The organism is Frankia sp. Hr75.2, assembly GCF_949319125.1.
Classification (GTDB): Bacteria; Actinomycetota; Actinomycetes; order Frankiales; family Frankiaceae; genus Parafrankia; species Parafrankia soli.
The window spans coordinates 1-18340 of the sequence record NZ_CASGGV010000334.1 but is presented as its reverse complement, the minus strand read 5'-3'; the positions used below and the strand labels follow the sequence as shown (position 1 = coordinate 18340).

Below are 18340 nucleotides of genomic sequence, written 5' to 3'. Positions count from 1 at the left end.
CGGAATACAGTTCCCGACATGAAGAGCGAAGTTCTGCGGATGTCGCGGGACGTCGCCGCGCGCATCGAGCGACGGTGACGCCCGGGCCCGGGTCGGGCGAGGACAGGTCGGGCGAGGACAGGGTGCGGCTGGTGCGCCTCGAGGGCGCCGTCAACGTCCGTGACCTGGGCGGCTACCCGACCACGGGCGGGGGCCGGGTGCGCTGGGGCCGGGTCTACCGGTCGGCGGCGCTGCACCGCCTCACCGCCGCCGACCTGGCCACCGTCGAGCAACTCGGCCTGCGGGTCGTCTACGACCTGCGGACCGAGGCCGAGATCGAGCGGGCGCCGTCGCTGCTACCCGGCGGGGTCCGGTGCGAGCGGCTCGCCATCGGCGGCAGCGCGGCGCGGACCAGGGAGTTGACCGATCTCGTCGTCGCGGGCCGGCTGGCAGAGGTGCCGCCGGACTTCCTCGCGCGCGTCTACGACGCGATGGCCGAGACGGGCGCACCGACGTTCGGCCGACTCCTCACCGGGCTCGCCGAGCCGGACGCGACGCCGGCCCTGTTCCACTGCACGGCCGGCAAGGACCGGACCGGGGTCGCCGCCGCGCTGCTGCTCTCGCTTCTCGGCGTCGACGAGGCGGTGATCCTCGACGACTTCGAGCTCAGCGCCGTCCACTACACCGACCCCAAGATGGCGCGGCTGCGGCGCCGGCTCGACGGCACCGACGTGGACGTCGAGCGTTACCGGGCCGTGTTCGGCGCGCCCAGGGAGGCACTGGGCACGCTGCTGGCGGCCCTCACCGAGCGGCACGGGTCGGTGCAGGGCTACCTCGAGGAGGCCGCCGGGATCGCCCCCGACCTGCCTGAGCGGCTGCGAGCCCAACTCGTCGAGCCGCTCGGGCAGGGATGAGGATGCCTCAGGAGGCGCCCTCGACCACCTCCACCGCGTTGCCGTCCGGGTCCTGCAGCACGGCGATGCGCACACCGGGCCCGATGGACGCGGGGCCGTGCGTCACCTTGCCGCCGTGGGCGGTGGCCCGCTCGACGATGCCGTCGAGATCGTCCGAGTAGAGGGTGATGTACCGCAGCCCGGTCGCGGCGAAGAAGTGCGTGGCCGGCTCGGTGGCCGCCGGCGCCCGCTTGGGGACCATCACCTTGATCACGATGTCGGACGTCCGCAGTCGGTGCACGACTCCGGGGCCCGCCTCGATGCCGGGCAGGCGCTCCATCCCGAACGTGGTGGCGTAGAACTCCGCCAGGGACTCGTCGGTGCTGACCAGCCCGACCTCGATCCGCTGCAGCGTCAAGGCACTCCCTCAGTAGGTCTGCCGGCTCTCACTCGGCCGGCTCTGTTCGTCCGGTACTCGTTCGTCCGGGTCCCGGCCCCGGTCGTTCTTCGGTGCCCGTCGCGCGGGCGGGGTCACCTCGGCGTCGCCGTGACCGGGAGCTTCGCCCAGCCGCGGACGGTGGAGGTGCGGGCCTGGACGGCGCGGTCGTAGTCGACCTCCCAGTGGTCCCAGCGCTTGAGCACCTCGTCCAGCGCCACCCGTCCCTCGAGGCGGGCGAGCGCGGCGCCCAGGCAGAAGTGCAGCCCGCGGCCGAAGCTGACATGACGGCTGATCGACCGGTGGATGTCGAAGCTGTCGCCGTTGACGAACTGGCGCTCGTCGCGGTTGGCCGAGCCGTTGAGCAGCACCATGACACTGCCCTCCGGCACCGTCTGGCCGTGCACCTCGACGTCCCGGGCGACGTAGCGGGCCTGGATCGGGGAGGGCGCCTCGAAACGGAGCACCTCCTCGATCACCTGGTTGACCAGCGAGCGGTCCTGCGCGACCTGCCGCAACTGGTCCGGGTGCTCGGCGAGGATCTTCCCGGTCCAGCCGATCAGCCGGGCGGTCGTCTCGTTGCCGGCGCTCGCCAGCATGTTCACGTAGGTCAGGACCTCGGCGCGGGTCAGCCGGCGGGTCGTGCCCGTCTCGTCCTCGAACTCGGCGGTGATCAGGTCGGTCATGAGATCGTCCGAGGGGTTGCGCGCCCGCCAGTCGAGGTAGTCGGCGAACATGCCCTCGGAGCGGGCGAGGGGATCAGCGGGCAGCGGCTTCGGCGCGCCCTCGGTGAGGGTGAGGCCCTCGTCGATGGCGTCGCGGATCGCCTCCTGGTCCTGCTCGGGGATGCCGAGCAGCATGCCGATCGTCCGCATGGGCATCTGGGCGCCGAGGTCGGCGATGAAGTCGAAGTCGCCGGCGGCCACCAGCGGGTCCAGCGAGCGGGCGCAGAACTCGCGCACCTCCGGCTCGATCGCGAGCATCCTGCGCGGGGTGAAGACCCGGCCGAGGATGCCGCGGTGCAGGTCGTGCAGGGGCGGGTCCTCGAAGAGGATGTTGCCCGGAGGGAAGCGGATGTCCGACCTGATCAGCTCGATGAGCGTGCCGCGGCCCGAGAGGAAGATGTCCGGCTCGCCCATGGCCTTCTCGACGTCGTCGAACCGGCTGACGGCGTAGAAGTCGTATTTGGCGTTGTAGTACAGCGGCACGGAGTCCCGCATCCGCCGCCACACCGGGTACGGGTCGGCGTCGATCTCGAAGTCGTACGGGTCGTAGTAGACGTCGCCGGCGGCGTCGCTGGTTTCCGTCGTCACCGTCGTCATCGCCGCGCCCCCGCCGGTGCGGTCGCCAGCGCGGTCGCGCGGGGCCGCCGGTCTGCCGGCGTCCTCGAGGGCGCTGTGATCTCGGATGCGTCCGCCACGGTCCGTGCTCCTTGTCGCCGTCCTGCCCGGTGCGTGCCGACGCACGCCCCCGGCCCAACCGTCTGGCCTGGGCATATCGTGCGTCGGGTGACGCCCCTCACAGAATCATCTAATTGTATGGCGCAGTCAACATTGTCTCCGGGGCTGACCTTCGCCGCCGGACGACCGTCGACAGGCCGGCACGGCTGATACAGCATGGGGGCGTGACCGGTGCGTCCGTGCGGGTGGTGCTGCTCCAGATCGCCTGCCCAGACGACGAGTCGCCGGCCGACCGCGGCGCGCGGGTCCTGGCCGATCTGCGCGGGCTCGGCGCGGGCGAGGCCGACCTGGTCGTCCTGCCCGAGTTGTGGCGCACCGGCTACTTCCACTTCGACCGCTACAGCGAGGATGCCGAGGAGCTGGCCGGCCCCACGATCGGCGCGCTGCGGGAGGTGGCGGCCGGGCGCGGCCTGCACATCGTCACCGGCAGCATCGTCGAGCGCGCTCCCGGTGGGGCGCTGCACAACACCACCGCCCTCGCCGGCCCGGACGGAGCCCTCCTCGGCCGGTACCGCAAGATCCACCTGTTCGGCCACGAATCCGCCGAGGCGACGCTGCTCACCGCCGGCGACGACGTGTTCGTCGCGCCGACGTCGCTCGGGGCCGTCGGTCTGGCCACCTGCTACGACCTGCGGTTCCCCGAGCTGTTCCGGCTGCTGGTCGACCGCGGCGCCGAGGTGGTCGTGGTGGTGTCGGCCTGGCCGCTGGCCCGCCTGGAGCACTGGGAGCTGCTGGTGCGGGCCAGGGCGGTCGAGAACCAGGTCTTCGTCGTCGCCTGCAACGCCGTCGGCCGGCACGGGGGAGTGGAGCTGGCCGGCACCAGCCTCGTCGTCGACCCGTGGGGCACCGTGCTGGCCCGGGCCGGTACCGGCCCGCAGACCCTGCGGGCGGTGCTCGACCGGGCCAGGCTGGCCGCCGTGCGCGCCGACTTCCCAGTGCTCGCGTCGCGGCGCCTTGCATCACCCGATGTAGGGCGGCCCCGGCTGATGTAGCCGCACCACCCGGGGCCTCGGACACGAGACCCGTGGAGGTCCCGAACCGTGCGATCCACGTCCAGCGACGCCCGTGTCCGGCCGTCCTGCTTCGCCAGTGCGCCGGCGGCGACCGACCACGCGAGCCCGGCCGCCTGGGCGTCACCCGCCTCGACGGCCAGCGACGCGGCCATGTCCGCCGTCCGGGCGGCGTCGGCGTGCTCGCCGAGCGCGCTGGCCACCGTCGCGGACATGGCGAGCACCTGGCTGGTCGGCCGTCTCCGTCGATCTCAGGGCGCCGTCCTCGCCCCCGGAACGGCCACGGCCCGCCGGTGGTGTCCAGCGGGCCGATGGTCCCGCCCGGGTGTGCGGATATCGCCGGCTCCGCCCCGGACGGAGGGCCACCTCCAGGGCCGAGATGACGCCAACGGCGCCGGGGGCAACGTCTCCAGACCGCCGGCCCGGGATTGACAGAGTGGGGTCGGCGGCCGGGCGGGGCGCCGTAGGCCACTGTCGTGCGAGATGGCAGCCCCGCGGCACCCCAATTCGCCTAGTACCCAGGGGCGGGTCGGCCAAACCCCCGTCCCGGCGTCACTCCGGCCGGTATCCGAACGGCGCTCCGCGTCCATCTGAGGGCGCCGTCTACGGGGCCCAGGAACGCCACAGCCCGCCCGGATGTCCGGGCGGGCTGGTGGTGTGTGAGGCGCGTGCCAGTGCACCAGGATCTCCTCGCCATCGCACCCCCGTCTGACCTGCGCACCGACCTTCGCAGACGGGAGTAATTGTGCTCAAACGGGACGGCCACACCAAACCCGACATGGTGCAACGCGGCCACCGACGAGACTCCCGATCTGGCTTATACGAGGGCATTGTGCTTGGCATCACACCTCGCTAGACTGCCGGACAACCGGTCATATGGATAACCATACGAGTGGGGGTGCTGCTGCGGTCGTGGAGCCACATGAGGTGGTCGGATCGCTGGGATTCTGAGACCTTCCTGGTGCTGGGACCGGCAACGTTTACCCTGCCCGCCGTGCCCCGGCGGCGTTGCCGGAATCCTCGAGGAGCGCTGCTACGCGGCGGATCCCGGCGCCTTGCCATCCATCCACCTGGCCACGACGGACAGGGCGAACATTGCGGACAGGGCGAACATTGCCGGTCCCAGCACTAGCTTTCCAGCGTCGATCAATGCCCGTGTGTTAGCGCGGCCCGCGGCGACACGCGGCGGTGAATCTTCGTCGGTGCGTCGCGAGGCCCACTGATGGCACAGGTGCTGGAGTGGCACCAGGTGCTGGAGCGGTCCGCGAATGACCTGCGGCGTCTATGCCGACCGATCGACCTGAAGGAGTTTCTGTATGCGTTTCGCCCGTGTCCGTGTTGGTGGCGTGCCGCGTTTTTGTCACGTCGATGGTGAGCAGTTGTACCTGCTTGGTGAGGGCGAGCCCGAGCGCGCTGAGCGTACTGGTGAGCGCGTGGCGATTGGTGATGTGGAGTTTCTGGCGCCGGTTGAGCCGACGAAGATTCTGGCTGTATTGGGTGCGTTTCGCTTCGGTCGCGAGCCCGAGGTGGCCCGTCAGACGTCGCCGAAGTTCACTTCCAAGCTGATCACGTCAGTCAATGCGCATGGATGTTCGATCATCAAGCCGTTCGATATGCCGAACACGTTGGATGGTGAGGCGGAGCTGGGTGTGGTTCTGGGTCGCGATGTTCGGCGGGTCAGTCCTGAGGGTGCTCGTGATGCGATTCTCGGGTTCACCTGTGTGAATGACATGACTCTGACCGATCAAGGGGTGGAGGACATGGACTTCATGCGTGCTAAGTCGGTGGACACGTTCGCCTCATTCGGCCCCTGGATTGATACGGATGTGAGCCCGGACCAGGTTAGGGAGGGATTGGTGATCAGCGGGTCCGTCAACGGTGTACCGAGCCAGCTGGGCAATACGGCGGACTACACCTGGGACGTGCTGGAGACCATCAGCTGGGCCTCGCAACTGTTCACCTTGCGCCGGTTCGACCTGATCGCTTTGGGCACTCCGGTTCCGGTGTCGCGGGTCGACGTGGGCGACGTCATGACCGTCACCGTCGAGGGGGTGGGCACCTTGATCAACAAGATCGCAAGGGAGGAGTTGATCGCGAGTTGATCCGGGCGTTGGTACCGACTGAAAGATCGAGCCGGAAGACATGAGGGGACAGCATTGAGATGACCGCGTTGATCATTGAGGCCGATAGTCATATCACCGAGCCGGCCGACGTGTGGACCAGCCGGGTGGCGTCGAAGGATGTGGAGCGAGTGCCGCACGTGTTTCGCGACAAGGACGGTCGAGACGTGTGGGTTCTGAATGACGTGAAGATCGACATGGTGGGTGTGTCGGCTCCGGCCGGTTGGGAGGACTTTCTGGCGAGCTACCCTCCGGGGTTCGACGAGGTTCACCCCGGCGCCTACAGTTCGGCCGAACGGATCAAGTACATGGACCAGGCGGATACCTGGGCGCAGGTCCCGTATCCGAACATCGCGGGGTTCGGAGCTCAGTGGTTCCTGAGCATGAACGACGGGAAGCTGCAGCTGGAATGCGTGCTGGCGTACAACGACTTCCGGCATGAGTTGGTGTCGGTTGCCCCGCGGCGGTTGATTCCCAACGTGTCCTTGCCGTTCTGAGATGTGTAGGCGTCAGTGGCCGAGATCGAGCGGTGTACCGAGTTGGGGTTCAAGTCAATTCTGTTCACGGGGGAACCGCACCGTTTCGGCCTGCCTCCGCGCGTGACCGGTATTGGGATCCGCTGTACTCAACCGCGCAGGACGCGGACATGCCGCTGCACTTCCACATCGGCGGCGGCGAGGGCAGTAGCAGTAGGAAAGCGCAGATCAATGCCGATCGGATCGCCGTGCACGGCATCGCCGGTTTCGTCACCTATTTAGCCGTCGACCTGTTCTTTAAGAACGGAATCCAGTGCACGGATCTCATCTCATCCGGCGTGCTGCAGCGCTTCCCCCGCCTGAACTTCGTCTCTGTCGAGAGCGGAATCGGGTGGTGCCGTTCATGCTCGAGGCCGCCGACTACTCCTACCTGGGGGCCGTCTCATCCGGGCGCGAACGCCACGCCGACGATCTGCTGCCCTCAGACCTGTTCCGCATTTTCACCAGCCAATGACGTTTGGGCCACGGCTCGCACAGTCTTCCTCCAGTGGCACGACATTCTTCCAGTGAGATGAGGCAATCGATAGCCACGGCGATCTGGTGCTCGAAGGCGGCTCGGCGGAGCTGAGTCGAAGCCGGGAGGTACTGGAGAGCAGCTACTTGGGTGTGCGAGCCCTTTGACCACGTGCATCGCTTCGGATCTGGCTGACAAGGAGTCTTCGATGACAGTCGTATCAACCACAGCAGCACGTCAGGACGTCGCCCGGTGCAGGTACGCGATGACGTTCGCCGTACAGAAGGTGAGCTCATGACCACCGCCGACGGCTGGGACTACGTCACCGACCTCCTGGTGGTCGGCAGTGGCGGCGGTGCGTTGTGTGCGGGTCTCGCTGCGCATTCGAGGGGCCTGCAGACGCTCATCGTCGAGAAGACCGACAAGATCGGCGGTTCCACAGCGATGTCCGGCGGGGTCCTCTGGCTTCCCGACAATCCGGTATCCCGCCGGGCGGGGGTCGAGGACAGCCGAGAGGACGCCCGGAACTACTTTGCCGCCGTCGTCGGTGACGAAGGACCTGCGACGTCACGGGCCCGTACCGAAGCCTTCCTTGATGCCGTCGAGCCGTTGGTCGAGTTCCTGACCGACGCCGGCGTGCCGTTGCGGCACTGCGAAGGCTACTCGGACTATTACGACGAACGTCCGGGCGGCAAGGCTCGCGGGCGAGCCATCGAACCCGAGCTGTTCGACACTGGCCTGCTCGGGCCGTGGGAGTCCAAGCTCCGGATCGCCGAAGGCCTCCCACCGCTGCCGGCCTACACGAACGACATCGCACCGCTCGCGGTCGCTCCGCGGACGATGAAGAGTGTACGCACAGTGGCCAAGGTGGTGGGCCGGTATTTGTGGGCCACCGCGCGTGGCCGGCAGGTGCGTGGCTCGGGGGCGGCACTGCAGGGATACATGCTGATGAGCCTGCAGCGGGCCGGTATTCCGATCTGGACGGACAGTCCGCTTGCTGACCTCATCGTCGAGGACGGCAGGGTCGTCGGTGGGATTGTCGAGCACGGAGGCCAGGCCCGCCGAGTGCGTGCACGGCGCGGGGTCCTGCTCGCGGCCGGCGGTTTCGCGCGCAACGCGGAAATGCGCCAGAAGCACGGGCGCCAGCCCTCCTCCGCGGAGTGGACATCCGCCAACCCCGGGGACACCGGCGAGGTGATCGAGACCGCGATGCGCCTTGGAGCCGCGGTCGATCTGATGGACGAGGCATGGTGGATCCCCTCCTCGATACTCCCCAACGGGTACCCGCTGTTCGCCGTCTTCGAGCGCTCGAAGCCGTTCGCGATCATGGTTGACGGCGACGGCGACCGGTACTGCAACGAGGCTGCGTCCTATATGGAGGTCGGCCGTGAGATGTACAAGCGGCACGAGGCCAACGCGTCGGCGGTGCCCAGTTGGTGGATCACCGATTCACGCAACCGCAATCGCTATCTCTGGGGCCAGACTCCTGGGCGGATTACCCCGAAGGACTGGATCTCCAGCGGCTACATGAAACGCGCGGACACGATCGAAGAGCTGGCGGGAATCTGTGGCATCGATCCGGCGCACCTACGCCAGACGGTCGATCGGTATAACCGGAGTGCCGCGCATGGCCAGGACCCCGACTTCCACAAGGGCGAGCGCGCCTACGACCGCTTTTACGGCGACCCCACGGTCAAGCCTAATCCGTGTGTCGGCACCATCGAAAAGGGACCGTTCTACGCCGTCGCTCTCTACCCCGGAGATGTGGGCACCTCCGGTGGCCTGCTCACCGATGAACACGCACGGGTCGTGGACCAGAAAGGCCGTCCCATCGAGGGGTTGTACGCGACCGGAAACGGCACTGCCTCGGTGATGGGCAGGCACTACCCCGGCGCTGGGGCGAGCATCGGTGCGACATTTGCCTTCGGCTGGATCGCGGCACAGCATGCGGCCGAGTCCGCTACCGTGCCCGCTCCATCGACACCTCCCGTCTCGATTGGGACAATCCGTCGGCCTGGCACCAGACGACCAGCTACAGCTCCCCCAGAGAAAGGCGACCAACGATGACCCTGACTGGCCCCCGACCCGCCGCGCGCGAGATCGAGCAGGCCCTGGCCGCTGGGCCCAACGGCGATGAGGTGAATTCCAAGGTTCCATTCCACATGAACGACTCATTACACGTGCCCGCCGAGCGCTACTACTCCCGAGAGTTCTACGACCTCGAGAAGGAGAAGCTCTGGCCGCATGTGTGGCAGATGGCTGCGCGCGAGGAAGAGATCCCTGAGCCGGGAGACTTCGTCGAGTACGAGGTCGTCGGCCAGTCCATCCTGATCGTCCGGCAGGAGGACGGGTCGGTGAAGGCCTTGCACAACGCCTGCCGGCACCGCGCCACCCAACTGGCTGTGGGCGCAGGCCGGTTCCCTGGTGGGCAGATCGCGTGTCCGTTCCATGGCTGGCGGTGGAAGACCGACGGGCAGTGCTCACACATCTTCGGACGGGAAGGTTTCTCCGATGAGGTGCTCCGTCCCGACGATCTCGCCCTGCGCGAGTGTCTCGTGGAGACGTGGGGTGGGCATGTGTGGATAAACATGGACCACAATGCGCCGCCACTGCTCGAGGCGCTGTTTCCGGCGGCACAGATCCTCAGCGGGGTCGGCGTCGGGAACATGCGGGTGAAGTGGTGGAAGGAAGCCATAATAAACTGCAACTGGAAGCTGGCCCAGGAGGCGTTCTTCGAGGGCTGGCATCTGAAGCAGACCCATCCCCAGCTTTACACCTTCGACCAGGACGACAGCGACGAGACCGATCTGGCAGCCTTCGAGTACACGGCGTTCGTGAACGGACACGGCCGCTTCCAGAGCGGCGACGCCAAGGAGAGCTACGGCGGCCGTCCCGGCGCAGAGGTCGAGGATGCGGAGGACAAGTCCGACTTCATCGAGTTCCACCGCGTGCTCCAATCGGGTCAGGACGCGATGGCGCTCGAGCGCGACATCCACGTGTTCGAGGGACTGGCGGGCGAGCTCGACCCCAAGGATCCGGAGTTCGCCGGTAAGGCCATCCAGGCACTCTTCGAGTATTGGAAGGGTGCCGGCATCCCGAACCCGGTGTCGGATCCGGCGGCGATGAGGCTCTGGGGCGGGGACATCTTCCTGTTTCCCAACTACCTGATGCTGCCCATGTACGCCAACTCGCTGAACTATCGGGTGCGGCCCTACAACGACGACCCGGAATGGTGCCGCTTCGAGGTCTGGTCGGTGACCACGTACCCGGCCGGGCAGGAGCCGGAGCGCGCCGAGCTCACCGGACGCTTCGACACGGACGACACGGACCACTGGGGTCTGATCCCGCGCCAGGACTTCGAAAACCTGGAGCGCCTGCAGCGCGGGATCAAGTCCAAGAGCATCTCCGAGACCCGGTTGTCGCAGCTGTGGGAGCAGACCATCAGCAATATGCACCAGGAGTTGGACCGCCGACTCGCAGCTGACTACAGCACTCGGCCGGCTGGAGACGCGACTCGGTGAGGGGTGGTGTGTTCCGTGCCCTGGGTGACCGTTGAGCCCTCGGGCATCCGGATCGAGGTACATGAGAAGGAGTCCGTGGCCGCGGCGGCTTGGCGACAGGGAATCACTTGGCCAACCAAGTGCTGGGGCCAGGCTGAATGCATGTCCTGCTTCACCAAGATCGTGGGCGACGAGCTGGCTGCTGAGCCGATGACTCAGGAGGAGTCCGATGCGATGAGACTCCGGATGGCCAAGCGGGTGCGGAGTCCTCCCGTGCGTCTGGCCTGCCGGCTGCACGTCGAGAAGGACGGCCTCGTCCTCGAGAAACGGGGCGTCCGGACCGCGACAGGGACTGACAACAACATGACCCGTGCCCGCCAACCGACGCCGGAGTCAGAAGGAACATGGGGAGCTAGCCCAGAAGGAGTCTTGAATGACAGTCATATCGACGACTGCCGTGAGTCAGGACGTCGCCCGGCGGATGTACACGACGATGACGCTCGCCGCCGCCTGCGATGAACGCCTGCGCCGGGGCATCTTGCGGGGGGAGTTCGCCGCCACCATCTGGCCGTCGCGGGGTCAGGAGGCAATTCCCGCTGGCATGGGGGCCGCCCTTCGCACCGACGACCGGCTGGTCACGACCTACCGCGGGCTGCACGACCTGATCGGCAAGGGCGTGCCGCTGACCCAGGTGATTGGTGAGGTGCTCGGCCATAGCGTCGGCGCATCTCGTGGCAAGGGCGGGACGATGCACATCACCGCACCCGAGCAGGGGGTCATGCTCTGCACCGGCATCGTCGGTGCGGGCGTCCCGGTCGCCGTCGGGCTGGCCTTGGCGGCCGTGCAGCAGGGGAGTGACCGAGTCGCGGCCGTCTGCTTCGGCGACGGCGCGACGAACACCGGGTCGTTCCACGAGGGTATGAACCTCGCGTCGACCTGGCAGCTGCCGGTCATCTTCGTCTGCCAGAACAACCTCTTCGCGGAGATGACGCCGATCGGCGACACGATGCACATCGACCAGGTCGCCGACCGGGCGCTCGCGTACGCGATGCCGGGCTTGCGGATCGACGGCAACGACCCGGAGGCGGTGTACCAGGCGGTCACCGTGGCCGCCGAACGGAGCCGCGGCGGCGGTGGTCCGACGCTACTGGAATGCGTCACCTTCCGCTTCAAAGGCCACTATACCGGGGACCAGATGTCATACATGCCACCGGACGAACTCGCCGCCGCTGAGGCGGTCGATCCCATCCCGCGCTACCGGCAGAAGCTCCTCGACAACGGCGTGTCGTCAGAGGACGAACTCGCCGCCATAGACGAGCAGGCGACGCAGCAAGTCGATACGGCGCTCCAGGAGGTTCTGGCCGCATCCGTACCCGGGCTCGACGAGCTCGAGAAGGACTTCTTCGTCGACATGAAAGGCATTCCGGCATGACCACTATCGCTGACACAAAGACCCTGACGGTCGTCGGCGCGATCAACGAAGCGCTCGACGAGGCGTTGGCCGCCGATCCACGCGTTTTCCTCCTGGGCGAGGACCTGGCCGACCCGGGCGGCGGCGTGTCGGGCGCGACCAGCGGGTTGTCGACCAAGCACGGCAAGAGTCGGGTCCTGGACACTCCGATCTCCGAGGCGGCAATCGCGGGTGCAGCGATCGGTGCGGCTCTCGAAGGTCAGATCCCCGTCGCCGAGATCATGATCATGGACTTCATCGCGATCGCAATGGACCAGATCGTCAACATCGCGGCGAAGGCGCGCTTCATGTCGGCAAACCGGACGTCGTGCCCGCTCACGGTGCGAACCGCGACGTTCGGCGGACTGGGGTCGGGGGCCACGCACTCGCAGTCCCTCGAGAGCTGGTTCATGCATGTTCCCGGCCTGAAGGTGATCGTGCCGAGCACGCCGGCGGACGTTAAAGGCCTGCTGAAGGCGGCCATCTTCGATCCCGATCCGTCCATCTTCGTCGAGACGATCGCCTGTTATGGCATTCGCGGTGAAGTTCCGGCCGGCGACCACGTCGTCGAGATCGGCACCGCCGACATCAAGCGCAGCGGCAGCGACGTCACCCTCATCACCTACGGCCGCGGCGTATTCGACTCGCTGCAGGCCGCCGAGCAACTCGCCGCCGAGGGCATCGACGCCGAGGTGCTCGACCTGCGCACGCTGGTCCCGCTCGACACGGAGGCTGTCCTGGAATCGGTGGGCCGCACGGGCCGGGCGGTTATGGTGCACTACGCGGTTGAGTTTGCCGGACCGGGCGCGGAGATCGCCACACGCATCAACTCGGAGCTCTTCGGACAACTCAAGGCGCCGGTCCAGCGTGTCGCGTCTCGGTACCGGCCGATCCCCGCGGCCGTGGGTCTCGAGGCCGCTGTGTACCCGAGCGTCGACCGCATCACGGCAGCAGCCCGTGCTTCCGTGGAGTACGTCAAGTGACCGACATCGTTCCGGTTCGGATGCCCAAGCTCACCATGGCGGCGGTCGAGGGCACCTTCATAGAGTGGCTGGTCGCGGACGGCGAGCACGTCAACGAGGAGCAGCCGCTCTACCTCGTCGGGACCGACAAGGTCGAGACGGAGGTACTCTCACCGGCCACCGGCGTGCTCCGGCATGGAGACGCCGAGCCTGAGGCTGTCTACCCGGTCGGGGCGCAACTCGCCGTGATCGACGTCGAATGCAGCTAACGGGGCTTCGCCCCAGCCCGACGAGCGTGTGTCTGCGGTCCGGTATGCGGGTTGCTTCCACCGCCCCGCTGGCGTCAATCATCGAGGGCTTCGTGACCGCGGTCCGCCGGTTCGCCGCCAACCACGACATCCCGATCGTCGACTTCGCCAAGGGACACCGCAGCAGCGCCCTATAGGAGGTGGAAAGTGAGCCGATACAGACTCGTTGTTCTCAGCGAGCCGACGGCCGGGAAAGAGGATGAATACAACGAGTGGTACGACCAACAGCACTTGGGTGACCTTGTGGCCGTCGACGGCATCGAGTCGGCCCAGCGGTTCCGCAGGGTGGATGGACTCCCGCCGGAAGCCGCCCAGGTGGCCCCGCAACGATACCTTGCCCTGTATGAGATCGAGACCGATGATATCGAGGATGTTCTTGGCGATTTGATGAAGCGTGCCGGCACTACGGCCATGCCCATCAGCGAGGCCCTCGATCTCGCTAATGCAACGCCCTGGGTCTTCGAGGAGATCGGCGAGCCACGGAAGTCGGAGCCGCCGGTTAGCTGACTACCGGCTGGGCTGATAGTGGAGGTAGGATAGGGAGCTGGCGCCGTCACCCAGGGTGATAGTTTCCAGCTCCTTCTCTCGGTCAGGAGGGCTTTACCAGGCAGCGTCACGGTTCGCCCATCGACCGTCCGATAGCGCCGGTCTGGGTGCAGGGTACACGTGAATGTGCTTGCGCCCCTGGGTACCTTCGTACTTAAAGCACCGAACGGACTCGCGGCACTCTGCCCGAAATATGCTACGGCGTCACCGTCCGCCGATCAGGCCCGCCATTTGCCGTCGCGGTCGCCGCCACCGCGACAGTACACGGGGTCATCCCGCTCCGACTCCCGAGCGGTGGCGCCGGTCGGAATTTTCCAGCATCGGGCCATCCCTGTCTCCATCCTTTTCGGCCAAATTCTTGCTTTCCGTGGCCATGGCCCGCAACGTGCTCGGTGAGGACGACGACGAGACCAGATCACGCTTGCGACAATGGCGATTCGCGGTATAGATTCACAATTCACGGTCCGTGTATAGGCGGGCCTGCCCCCGGCTCGCCGGTAGAACTCGCGAGACTCGCCCTGCTGCTGTCCGTCGTGATCTCGGTGGCGTCGGCCATCGCCTCCGCGATCCCATCGGTCGCTCCGGGCCGTCGTGCGAGGACCTCGTCGGTGCGAGGACGTCGTAGGGCCGGCTCGTACCACCGGGATCAGCCCGGTCTACGCGCGGATCCGCCACGCACCGCAGCCTTCGTCGTTTGCTCCACCCCTCCTCCATCGCCAACGTAGTTGAGAGGTGCATCATGCCGACCAAGAGGGGCTTCCCCCTGGCCGCCGTGGCCTGCTGTCTGTTCCTTGTCCTGGCGGCCTGTGGCGGTGGCGCTTCGCCCGCCGGTAGTTCGGCAGCCGCTGACGGCGAGCCGGTGCCGGGCGGTACTGCGCGTGTGTTGACATTAAGCGACGCACGCAGTCTCGATCCCGCGATGCTCTTCAACGCGTACGCGAGTACCGCAGTGCTGGGCAATGCGCTCTACGGGACGTTGCTGACCGACGATCCGGCGTCCGGAGAAGTCCGGTACCGGATGGCCGAGTCCTTCACGACCTCGGACAACGGCACGACGTTCGAGTTGAAGCTGCGCCCGGGGCTGGTGTTCTCCGACGGCACCCCGTTGGACGCAGCAGCCGTCAAGTACAACTGGGACCGGCTCAAGACGGTCCCCGGGGCGTCCGCAGCGGACGCGTCGCTGGTCGGATCGACCGAGGTGATCGACCCGCGGACGCTTCGGATCACGCTGACCGCGCCGATCCCGAAGTTCGCCCAGATCGTCGTCATCTCCTCGATGAACTGGATCGCGTCGCCTGCTGCGCTGGCGGCGGGCCAGCAGGCGTTCGACGCGCACCCGATCGGCGCGGGCCCGTTCACATTGGAGCGCTGGACCAGGCAGGACGCCATCGAGCTGGTCAAGAATCCGCGGTACTGGGACGCACCCAAGCCCTATCTCGACCGCCTGACCCTGCGCGTGGCACTCGACGGCGGCCAGCGGCTCAACACGGTGGTCAGCGGTGGCGCCGACGTCGCTATCGAGTCGCACTGGTGGAACGTCTCGCGCGCGGCAGAGGCGGGGCTGCGGACCAACGTCATGCAGCTGAGTGGAGGGGTGTACGTCGCGCTGAACCAGCGCCGGGCACCGTTCAATGACGTCCGAGCTCGTCAGGCGCTCGCGTACGCGAGCGACCTGCAGGCACTGAACCTGGCGGCCTACAACGGCGCCGGACAGGTCGCGGACACGTTGTTCAGCAAGCAATCGACGTTCTACACGGACACCCCACTGACGACGCCGAACCGCGACACGGCGCAGCGGCTGTTCGACGAGCTGGCCGCCGCGGGCAAGCCGGTGTCGTTCACGCTAACCGTCTCCCCCACGGCCGACAGCAAGGCGTTGGCGGAGGGCATCCAGGCGCAGCTCAGCGCGTTCCGAAACGTGTCTGTCCAGATCGACGTCGTCGACCACGCACGGTCGGCTGCCCTGCGCACCAGCCACGACTTCGACGCGATTTTCTCGGGGGTCTTCTTCGTCGACCCCGAGCCACGGCTGTGGAATGCCTTCAACGGGCAGTCGGACGCGAACATCTCGGGCGTCAACGACGAGGCCCTGAACACCGACCTCCAGGCCGCCCGGACGGCGACCGGCGAGGCCGAACGCAAGGCGCTCTACGCCGCCGTGCAGCAGCGGCTGGCCGAGCTGGTTCCGGTGATCTTTCTCGTGCGGGCTGCGCCCAGCGCCTTGGCCGGGAAGAACGTCGGTGGTCTCGTGCAGTACGGCAACGGCTCGTTGTTGCCCGAAGAACTGTGGATCCGACGGTAACCGAGAATCTGTGCGGCAGCGCACCCACAAGGCAGGACGCGATCCAAATGACTAATTGGGACTGCACAACAGACTTCCTCGTGGTCGGCAGCGGAGCAGGACCTTCCTGTGGGGTTCCAGAACTCGGCCACCGGCGTTGACCTGGCCTTTTGCAGGGTGTTTGATCCCTCATCGGGGACTACCGGCCGGTTCATTTTCCGTCGACGATCACACATAGCACGTAATCGCCGAGATCCATGTGCAATTTGAGACGATCTGACCGGTAAAACGCTTATGGCGGTGCGGTGTTCGCACAGAAGGATCCTGTCTCATCCCGCCATCGGACGGTCTACCACTTTTACCGGTGACGCAGAGAAGTCCGGGTAGCCATATGGCCGATCCGCGGAAAGCCACCACCATGACCGAGCAGCGACGCTACCCCAGCGACCTATCCGACGCCCGGTGGAGGCTGGTCGAACCCGTGCTCACCGCCTGGCGCGCCGAACGCCACCAGAAAGGCCTGAACATCGGCCGCACCCCGACACACGATCTGCGCAGCATCCTGAACGCCATCCTGTACGTCGACCGCACCGGTATCCCCTGGCGCTACCTGCCCCACGACTACCCGCCCTGGGAAACCGTCTACGGCTACTTCGCCCACTGGCACAACGATGGCATCCTCGACCAGCTCGTCACCATGACCCGCCGCCACGTCCGCACCGCCGCAGGCCACAACCCCGAACCCACCGCCTGCGTGGTCGACTCCCAGAGCGTCAAGACCGCCCCCACCGTTCCCGCCACCACCCAGGGCATCGACCCCGGCAAAAAGATCATCGGACGAAAACGGACCATCATCGTCGACACCCTCGGACTGCTCCTCACCGTCCTGGTCACCACCGCCGGCACCTCCGACAGCCGTGCCGGCCTCCACCTGCTGACCACTCCCGCCGCCACCCATCCCGGAATCCGTAAAGCCTGGGCCGACAGCGCCTACCGCACCACGGTCATCGAACACGCCGCCGGGCTGGGTATCGATGTCGAAACCGTCCGCCGTGACCCCGCCGCCAAAGGGTTCATTCCTCTTCCGCACAGGTGGATCGTGGAACGAACCTTCGGCTGGCTCATGTCCTACCGACGTCTCGCCCGTGACCACGAAACCCACCCCACCCGCTCCGAAGCCATGATCCACCTTGCGATGATCGACCTCACGGCCCGCCGCGCCACCGGCGAATCAACCCCAACCTGGCGAGGAACCTAAACCCGAACCAAACAGAACCCACAGGATCAAACACCCTGTCAGAGGGCGTTCAGGTAGCCCTGATGAGGATAAGTCGTTTTTGGGTCCGGCGTTTTTTGATGTGTTCTGCGCCGTAGGGGCATGTTCGTGTACCCCGAGACGATGATCGGGGTGTCCGTTCAACCGGTAGATGCTCCTCGGATTCCGTCTGGTGTGGTGATGAGATGGAAGCTCCCGACTGGTCGAACGGACACGTTCGGTCACACGGTTTGAGGTATGAGCGTCTGTCGTGAACCAGCGCAAGCCGTACCCCAGCGACCTGTCGGACGCCCGGTGGGCGCTGATCGCCCCGACCCTGCACACCTGGCGCCAGGCCCGGCTCGACCGCCGGCCCACCGGCCAGCCAGCCCAGGTCGAGCTGCGTGAGATCTTCAACGCGATCCTGTATGTCAACCGGACAGGGATCGCCTGGAAATATCTGCCCCACGACTTCCCGCCGCACGGCACCGTCTACTTCTACTTCGCCGCCTGGCGGGACGAGGGAATCTTCGCCCAGTTCAACTACGACCTGACCGGCCTGGCCCGAGCCAAGGCCGGCCGCACCCCCGAACCGACCGCGTGCATCCTCGACACCCAGAGCGTCAAGACCTCCACCAACGTACCCCTGACCAGCCAGGGCACGGACGCCAGCGAGAAGATCGTCGGCCGGAAGCGGGGCATCGTCACCGACACCCTCGGCCTGATCCTCGCCGTGACCGTCGCCGCCGCGCATCTGTCGGACAACACCATCGGAATACGCCTGCTCGACCAGGCCAAGAACACCTACCAGGCGATATCCAAGACCTGGGTCGACACCGGCTTCAAAAACACCGCCATCGAACACGGGGCCACCCTCGGCATCGACGTCGAAGTCGTTCCCAGAAAAACCGGGACCCCCGGCTTCCACGTCGTGAAACGACGCTGGGTCGTCGAACGCAGCCTGGGCTGGCTCATGCTGCGCCGCCGCCTGGCCCGCGACTACGAGAACCTCCCCACCAGCTCCGAAGCGATGATCCACATTACCGCGATCGACAACCTCGTCAGGCGCATAACAGACGAGACCACCCCAACCTGGCGAGGCACCTACTAAAACATAAGCCGCAATCGGGGCAGATCAAACGCCCTCTTA

The 18340-nt window shown here is 66.7% G+C and carries 18 protein-coding genes; 16 read left to right on the top strand and 2 right to left on the bottom strand.

The genetic code is table 11. From position 1 onward, the window contains the following. Positions 1-74 precede the first annotated feature (74 nt). On the top strand, positions 75-893 hold the full coding sequence (locus tag AC559T_RS32330; RefSeq protein WP_112108295.1) for a tyrosine-protein phosphatase: 819 nt from the start codon (positions 75-77) through the stop codon (positions 891-893). Between the two features lie 7 nt (positions 894-900). Here AC559T_RS32330 and AC559T_RS32325 read toward each other — a convergent pair whose 3' ends face one another. Further along, complete coding sequence (locus AC559T_RS32325) at positions 901-1290, bottom strand: VOC family protein (protein ID WP_071067259.1); 390 nt, start codon at positions 1288-1290, stop codon at positions 901-903. Positions 1291-1403: 113 nt separating this feature from the next. Next, positions 1404-2630: a cytochrome P450 gene (locus tag AC559T_RS32320; RefSeq protein WP_498871095.1), complete on the bottom strand. Its 1227-nt coding sequence runs from the start codon at positions 2628-2630 to the stop codon at positions 1404-1406. 317 nt (positions 2631-2947) lie between these two features. On the opposite strand from AC559T_RS32320, the gene AC559T_RS32315 reads away from it, so the two are divergent. From AC559T_RS32315 to AC559T_RS32245, 15 genes are all read left to right on the top strand, one after another. Next, positions 2948-3760 (top strand): carbon-nitrogen family hydrolase, encoded by an 813-nt coding sequence (locus AC559T_RS32315; RefSeq protein ID WP_498871101.1) that lies wholly within the window; start codon positions 2948-2950, stop codon positions 3758-3760. A 1334-nt stretch (positions 3761-5094) separates the two neighbouring features. After that, on the top strand, positions 5095-5880 hold the full coding sequence (locus AC559T_RS32310; protein WP_498871094.1) for a fumarylacetoacetate hydrolase family protein: 786 nt from the start codon (positions 5095-5097) through the stop codon (positions 5878-5880). A 59-nt stretch (positions 5881-5939) separates the two neighbouring features. After that, entirely contained in the window at positions 5940-6395 is a 456-nt protein-coding gene (locus tag AC559T_RS32305; protein ID WP_498871093.1) for a hypothetical protein, read from the top strand. Between the two features lie 32 nt (positions 6396-6427). Continuing rightward, positions 6428-6949 (top strand): amidohydrolase family protein, encoded by a 522-nt coding sequence (locus tag AC559T_RS32300; RefSeq protein WP_498871092.1) that lies wholly within the window; start codon positions 6428-6430, stop codon positions 6947-6949. 233 nt (positions 6950-7182) lie between these two features. Continuing rightward, a complete protein-coding gene (locus tag AC559T_RS32295; protein ID WP_498871091.1) occupies positions 7183-8955 on the top strand; it encodes an FAD-binding protein in 1773 nt (590 codons plus the stop codon). After that, entirely contained in the window at positions 8952-10409 is a 1458-nt protein-coding gene (locus AC559T_RS32290) for an aromatic ring-hydroxylating oxygenase subunit alpha (protein ID WP_200835427.1), read from the top strand. Before AC559T_RS32295 ends, AC559T_RS32290 begins: the two co-directional genes overlap by 4 nt. A gap of 3 nt (positions 10410-10412) precedes the next feature. Beyond that, positions 10413-10907 (top strand): 2Fe-2S iron-sulfur cluster-binding protein, encoded by a 495-nt coding sequence (locus AC559T_RS32285; protein WP_112108291.1) that lies wholly within the window; start codon positions 10413-10415, stop codon positions 10905-10907. Continuing rightward, positions 10822-11820 carry a thiamine pyrophosphate-dependent dehydrogenase E1 component subunit alpha gene (locus AC559T_RS32280; protein WP_235014579.1) on the top strand — a complete coding sequence of 333 codons (999 nt, stop codon included), beginning with the start codon at positions 10822-10824 and terminating at the stop codon, positions 11818-11820. Before AC559T_RS32285 ends, AC559T_RS32280 begins: the two co-directional genes overlap by 86 nt. Next, complete coding sequence (locus AC559T_RS32275) at positions 11817-12821, top strand: alpha-ketoacid dehydrogenase subunit beta (protein ID WP_112108289.1); 1005 nt, start codon at positions 11817-11819, stop codon at positions 12819-12821. Before AC559T_RS32280 ends, AC559T_RS32275 begins: the two co-directional genes overlap by 4 nt. After that, positions 12818-13069 (top strand): biotin/lipoyl-containing protein, encoded by a 252-nt coding sequence (locus tag AC559T_RS32270; RefSeq protein WP_498871090.1) that lies wholly within the window; start codon positions 12818-12820, stop codon positions 13067-13069. The genes AC559T_RS32275 and AC559T_RS32270 overlap by 4 nt, the downstream gene beginning before the upstream one ends. Positions 13070-13113: 44 nt before the next feature. Further along, positions 13114-13245, top strand: coding sequence for a hypothetical protein (locus AC559T_RS32265; RefSeq protein WP_498871089.1), 132 nt, complete (start codon positions 13114-13116; stop codon positions 13243-13245). 10 nt (positions 13246-13255) lie between these two features. Next, on the top strand, positions 13256-13615 hold the full coding sequence (locus AC559T_RS32260; RefSeq protein ID WP_498871088.1) for a hypothetical protein: 360 nt from the start codon (positions 13256-13258) through the stop codon (positions 13613-13615). Positions 13616-14393: 778 nt separating this feature from the next. Continuing rightward, complete coding sequence (locus tag AC559T_RS32255) at positions 14394-15956, top strand: ABC transporter substrate-binding protein (protein WP_083391439.1); 1563 nt, start codon at positions 14394-14396, stop codon at positions 15954-15956. Between the two features lie 397 nt (positions 15957-16353). Beyond that, the gene (locus AC559T_RS32250) at positions 16354-17193 is read left to right on the top strand and encodes an IS5 family transposase (RefSeq protein WP_498871087.1); all 840 of its coding nucleotides are present in this window, start codon (positions 16354-16356) and stop codon (positions 17191-17193) included. Between the two features lie 268 nt (positions 17194-17461). Continuing rightward, a complete protein-coding gene (locus AC559T_RS32245; RefSeq protein WP_498871086.1) occupies positions 17462-18301 on the top strand; it encodes an IS5 family transposase in 840 nt (279 codons plus the stop codon). Positions 18302-18340 lie beyond the last annotated feature (39 nt).

Coding starts and splice junctions, on each gene's coding strand:
- AC559T_RS32320 (WP_498871095.1), bottom strand. CDS start 2,630: ATGACGACGGTGACGACGGAAACCAGCGACGCCGCCGGCGACGTCTAC.
- AC559T_RS32310 (WP_498871094.1), top strand. CDS start 5,095: ATGCGTTTCGCCCGTGTCCGTGTTGGTGGCGTGCCGCGTTTTTGTCAC.
- AC559T_RS32305 (WP_498871093.1), top strand. CDS start 5,940: ATGACCGCGTTGATCATTGAGGCCGATAGTCATATCACCGAGCCGGCC.
- AC559T_RS32295 (WP_498871091.1), top strand. CDS start 7,183: ATGACCACCGCCGACGGCTGGGACTACGTCACCGACCTCCTGGTGGTC.
- AC559T_RS32290 (WP_200835427.1), top strand. CDS start 8,952: ATGACCCTGACTGGCCCCCGACCCGCCGCGCGCGAGATCGAGCAGGCC.
- AC559T_RS32280 (WP_235014579.1), top strand. CDS start 10,822: ATGACAGTCATATCGACGACTGCCGTGAGTCAGGACGTCGCCCGGCGG.
- AC559T_RS32275 (WP_112108289.1), top strand. CDS start 11,817: ATGACCACTATCGCTGACACAAAGACCCTGACGGTCGTCGGCGCGATC.
- AC559T_RS32265 (WP_498871089.1), top strand. CDS start 13,114: ATGCGGGTTGCTTCCACCGCCCCGCTGGCGTCAATCATCGAGGGCTTC.
- AC559T_RS32255 (WP_083391439.1), top strand. CDS start 14,394: ATGCCGACCAAGAGGGGCTTCCCCCTGGCCGCCGTGGCCTGCTGTCTG.
- AC559T_RS32250 (WP_498871087.1), top strand. CDS start 16,354: ATGACCGAGCAGCGACGCTACCCCAGCGACCTATCCGACGCCCGGTGG.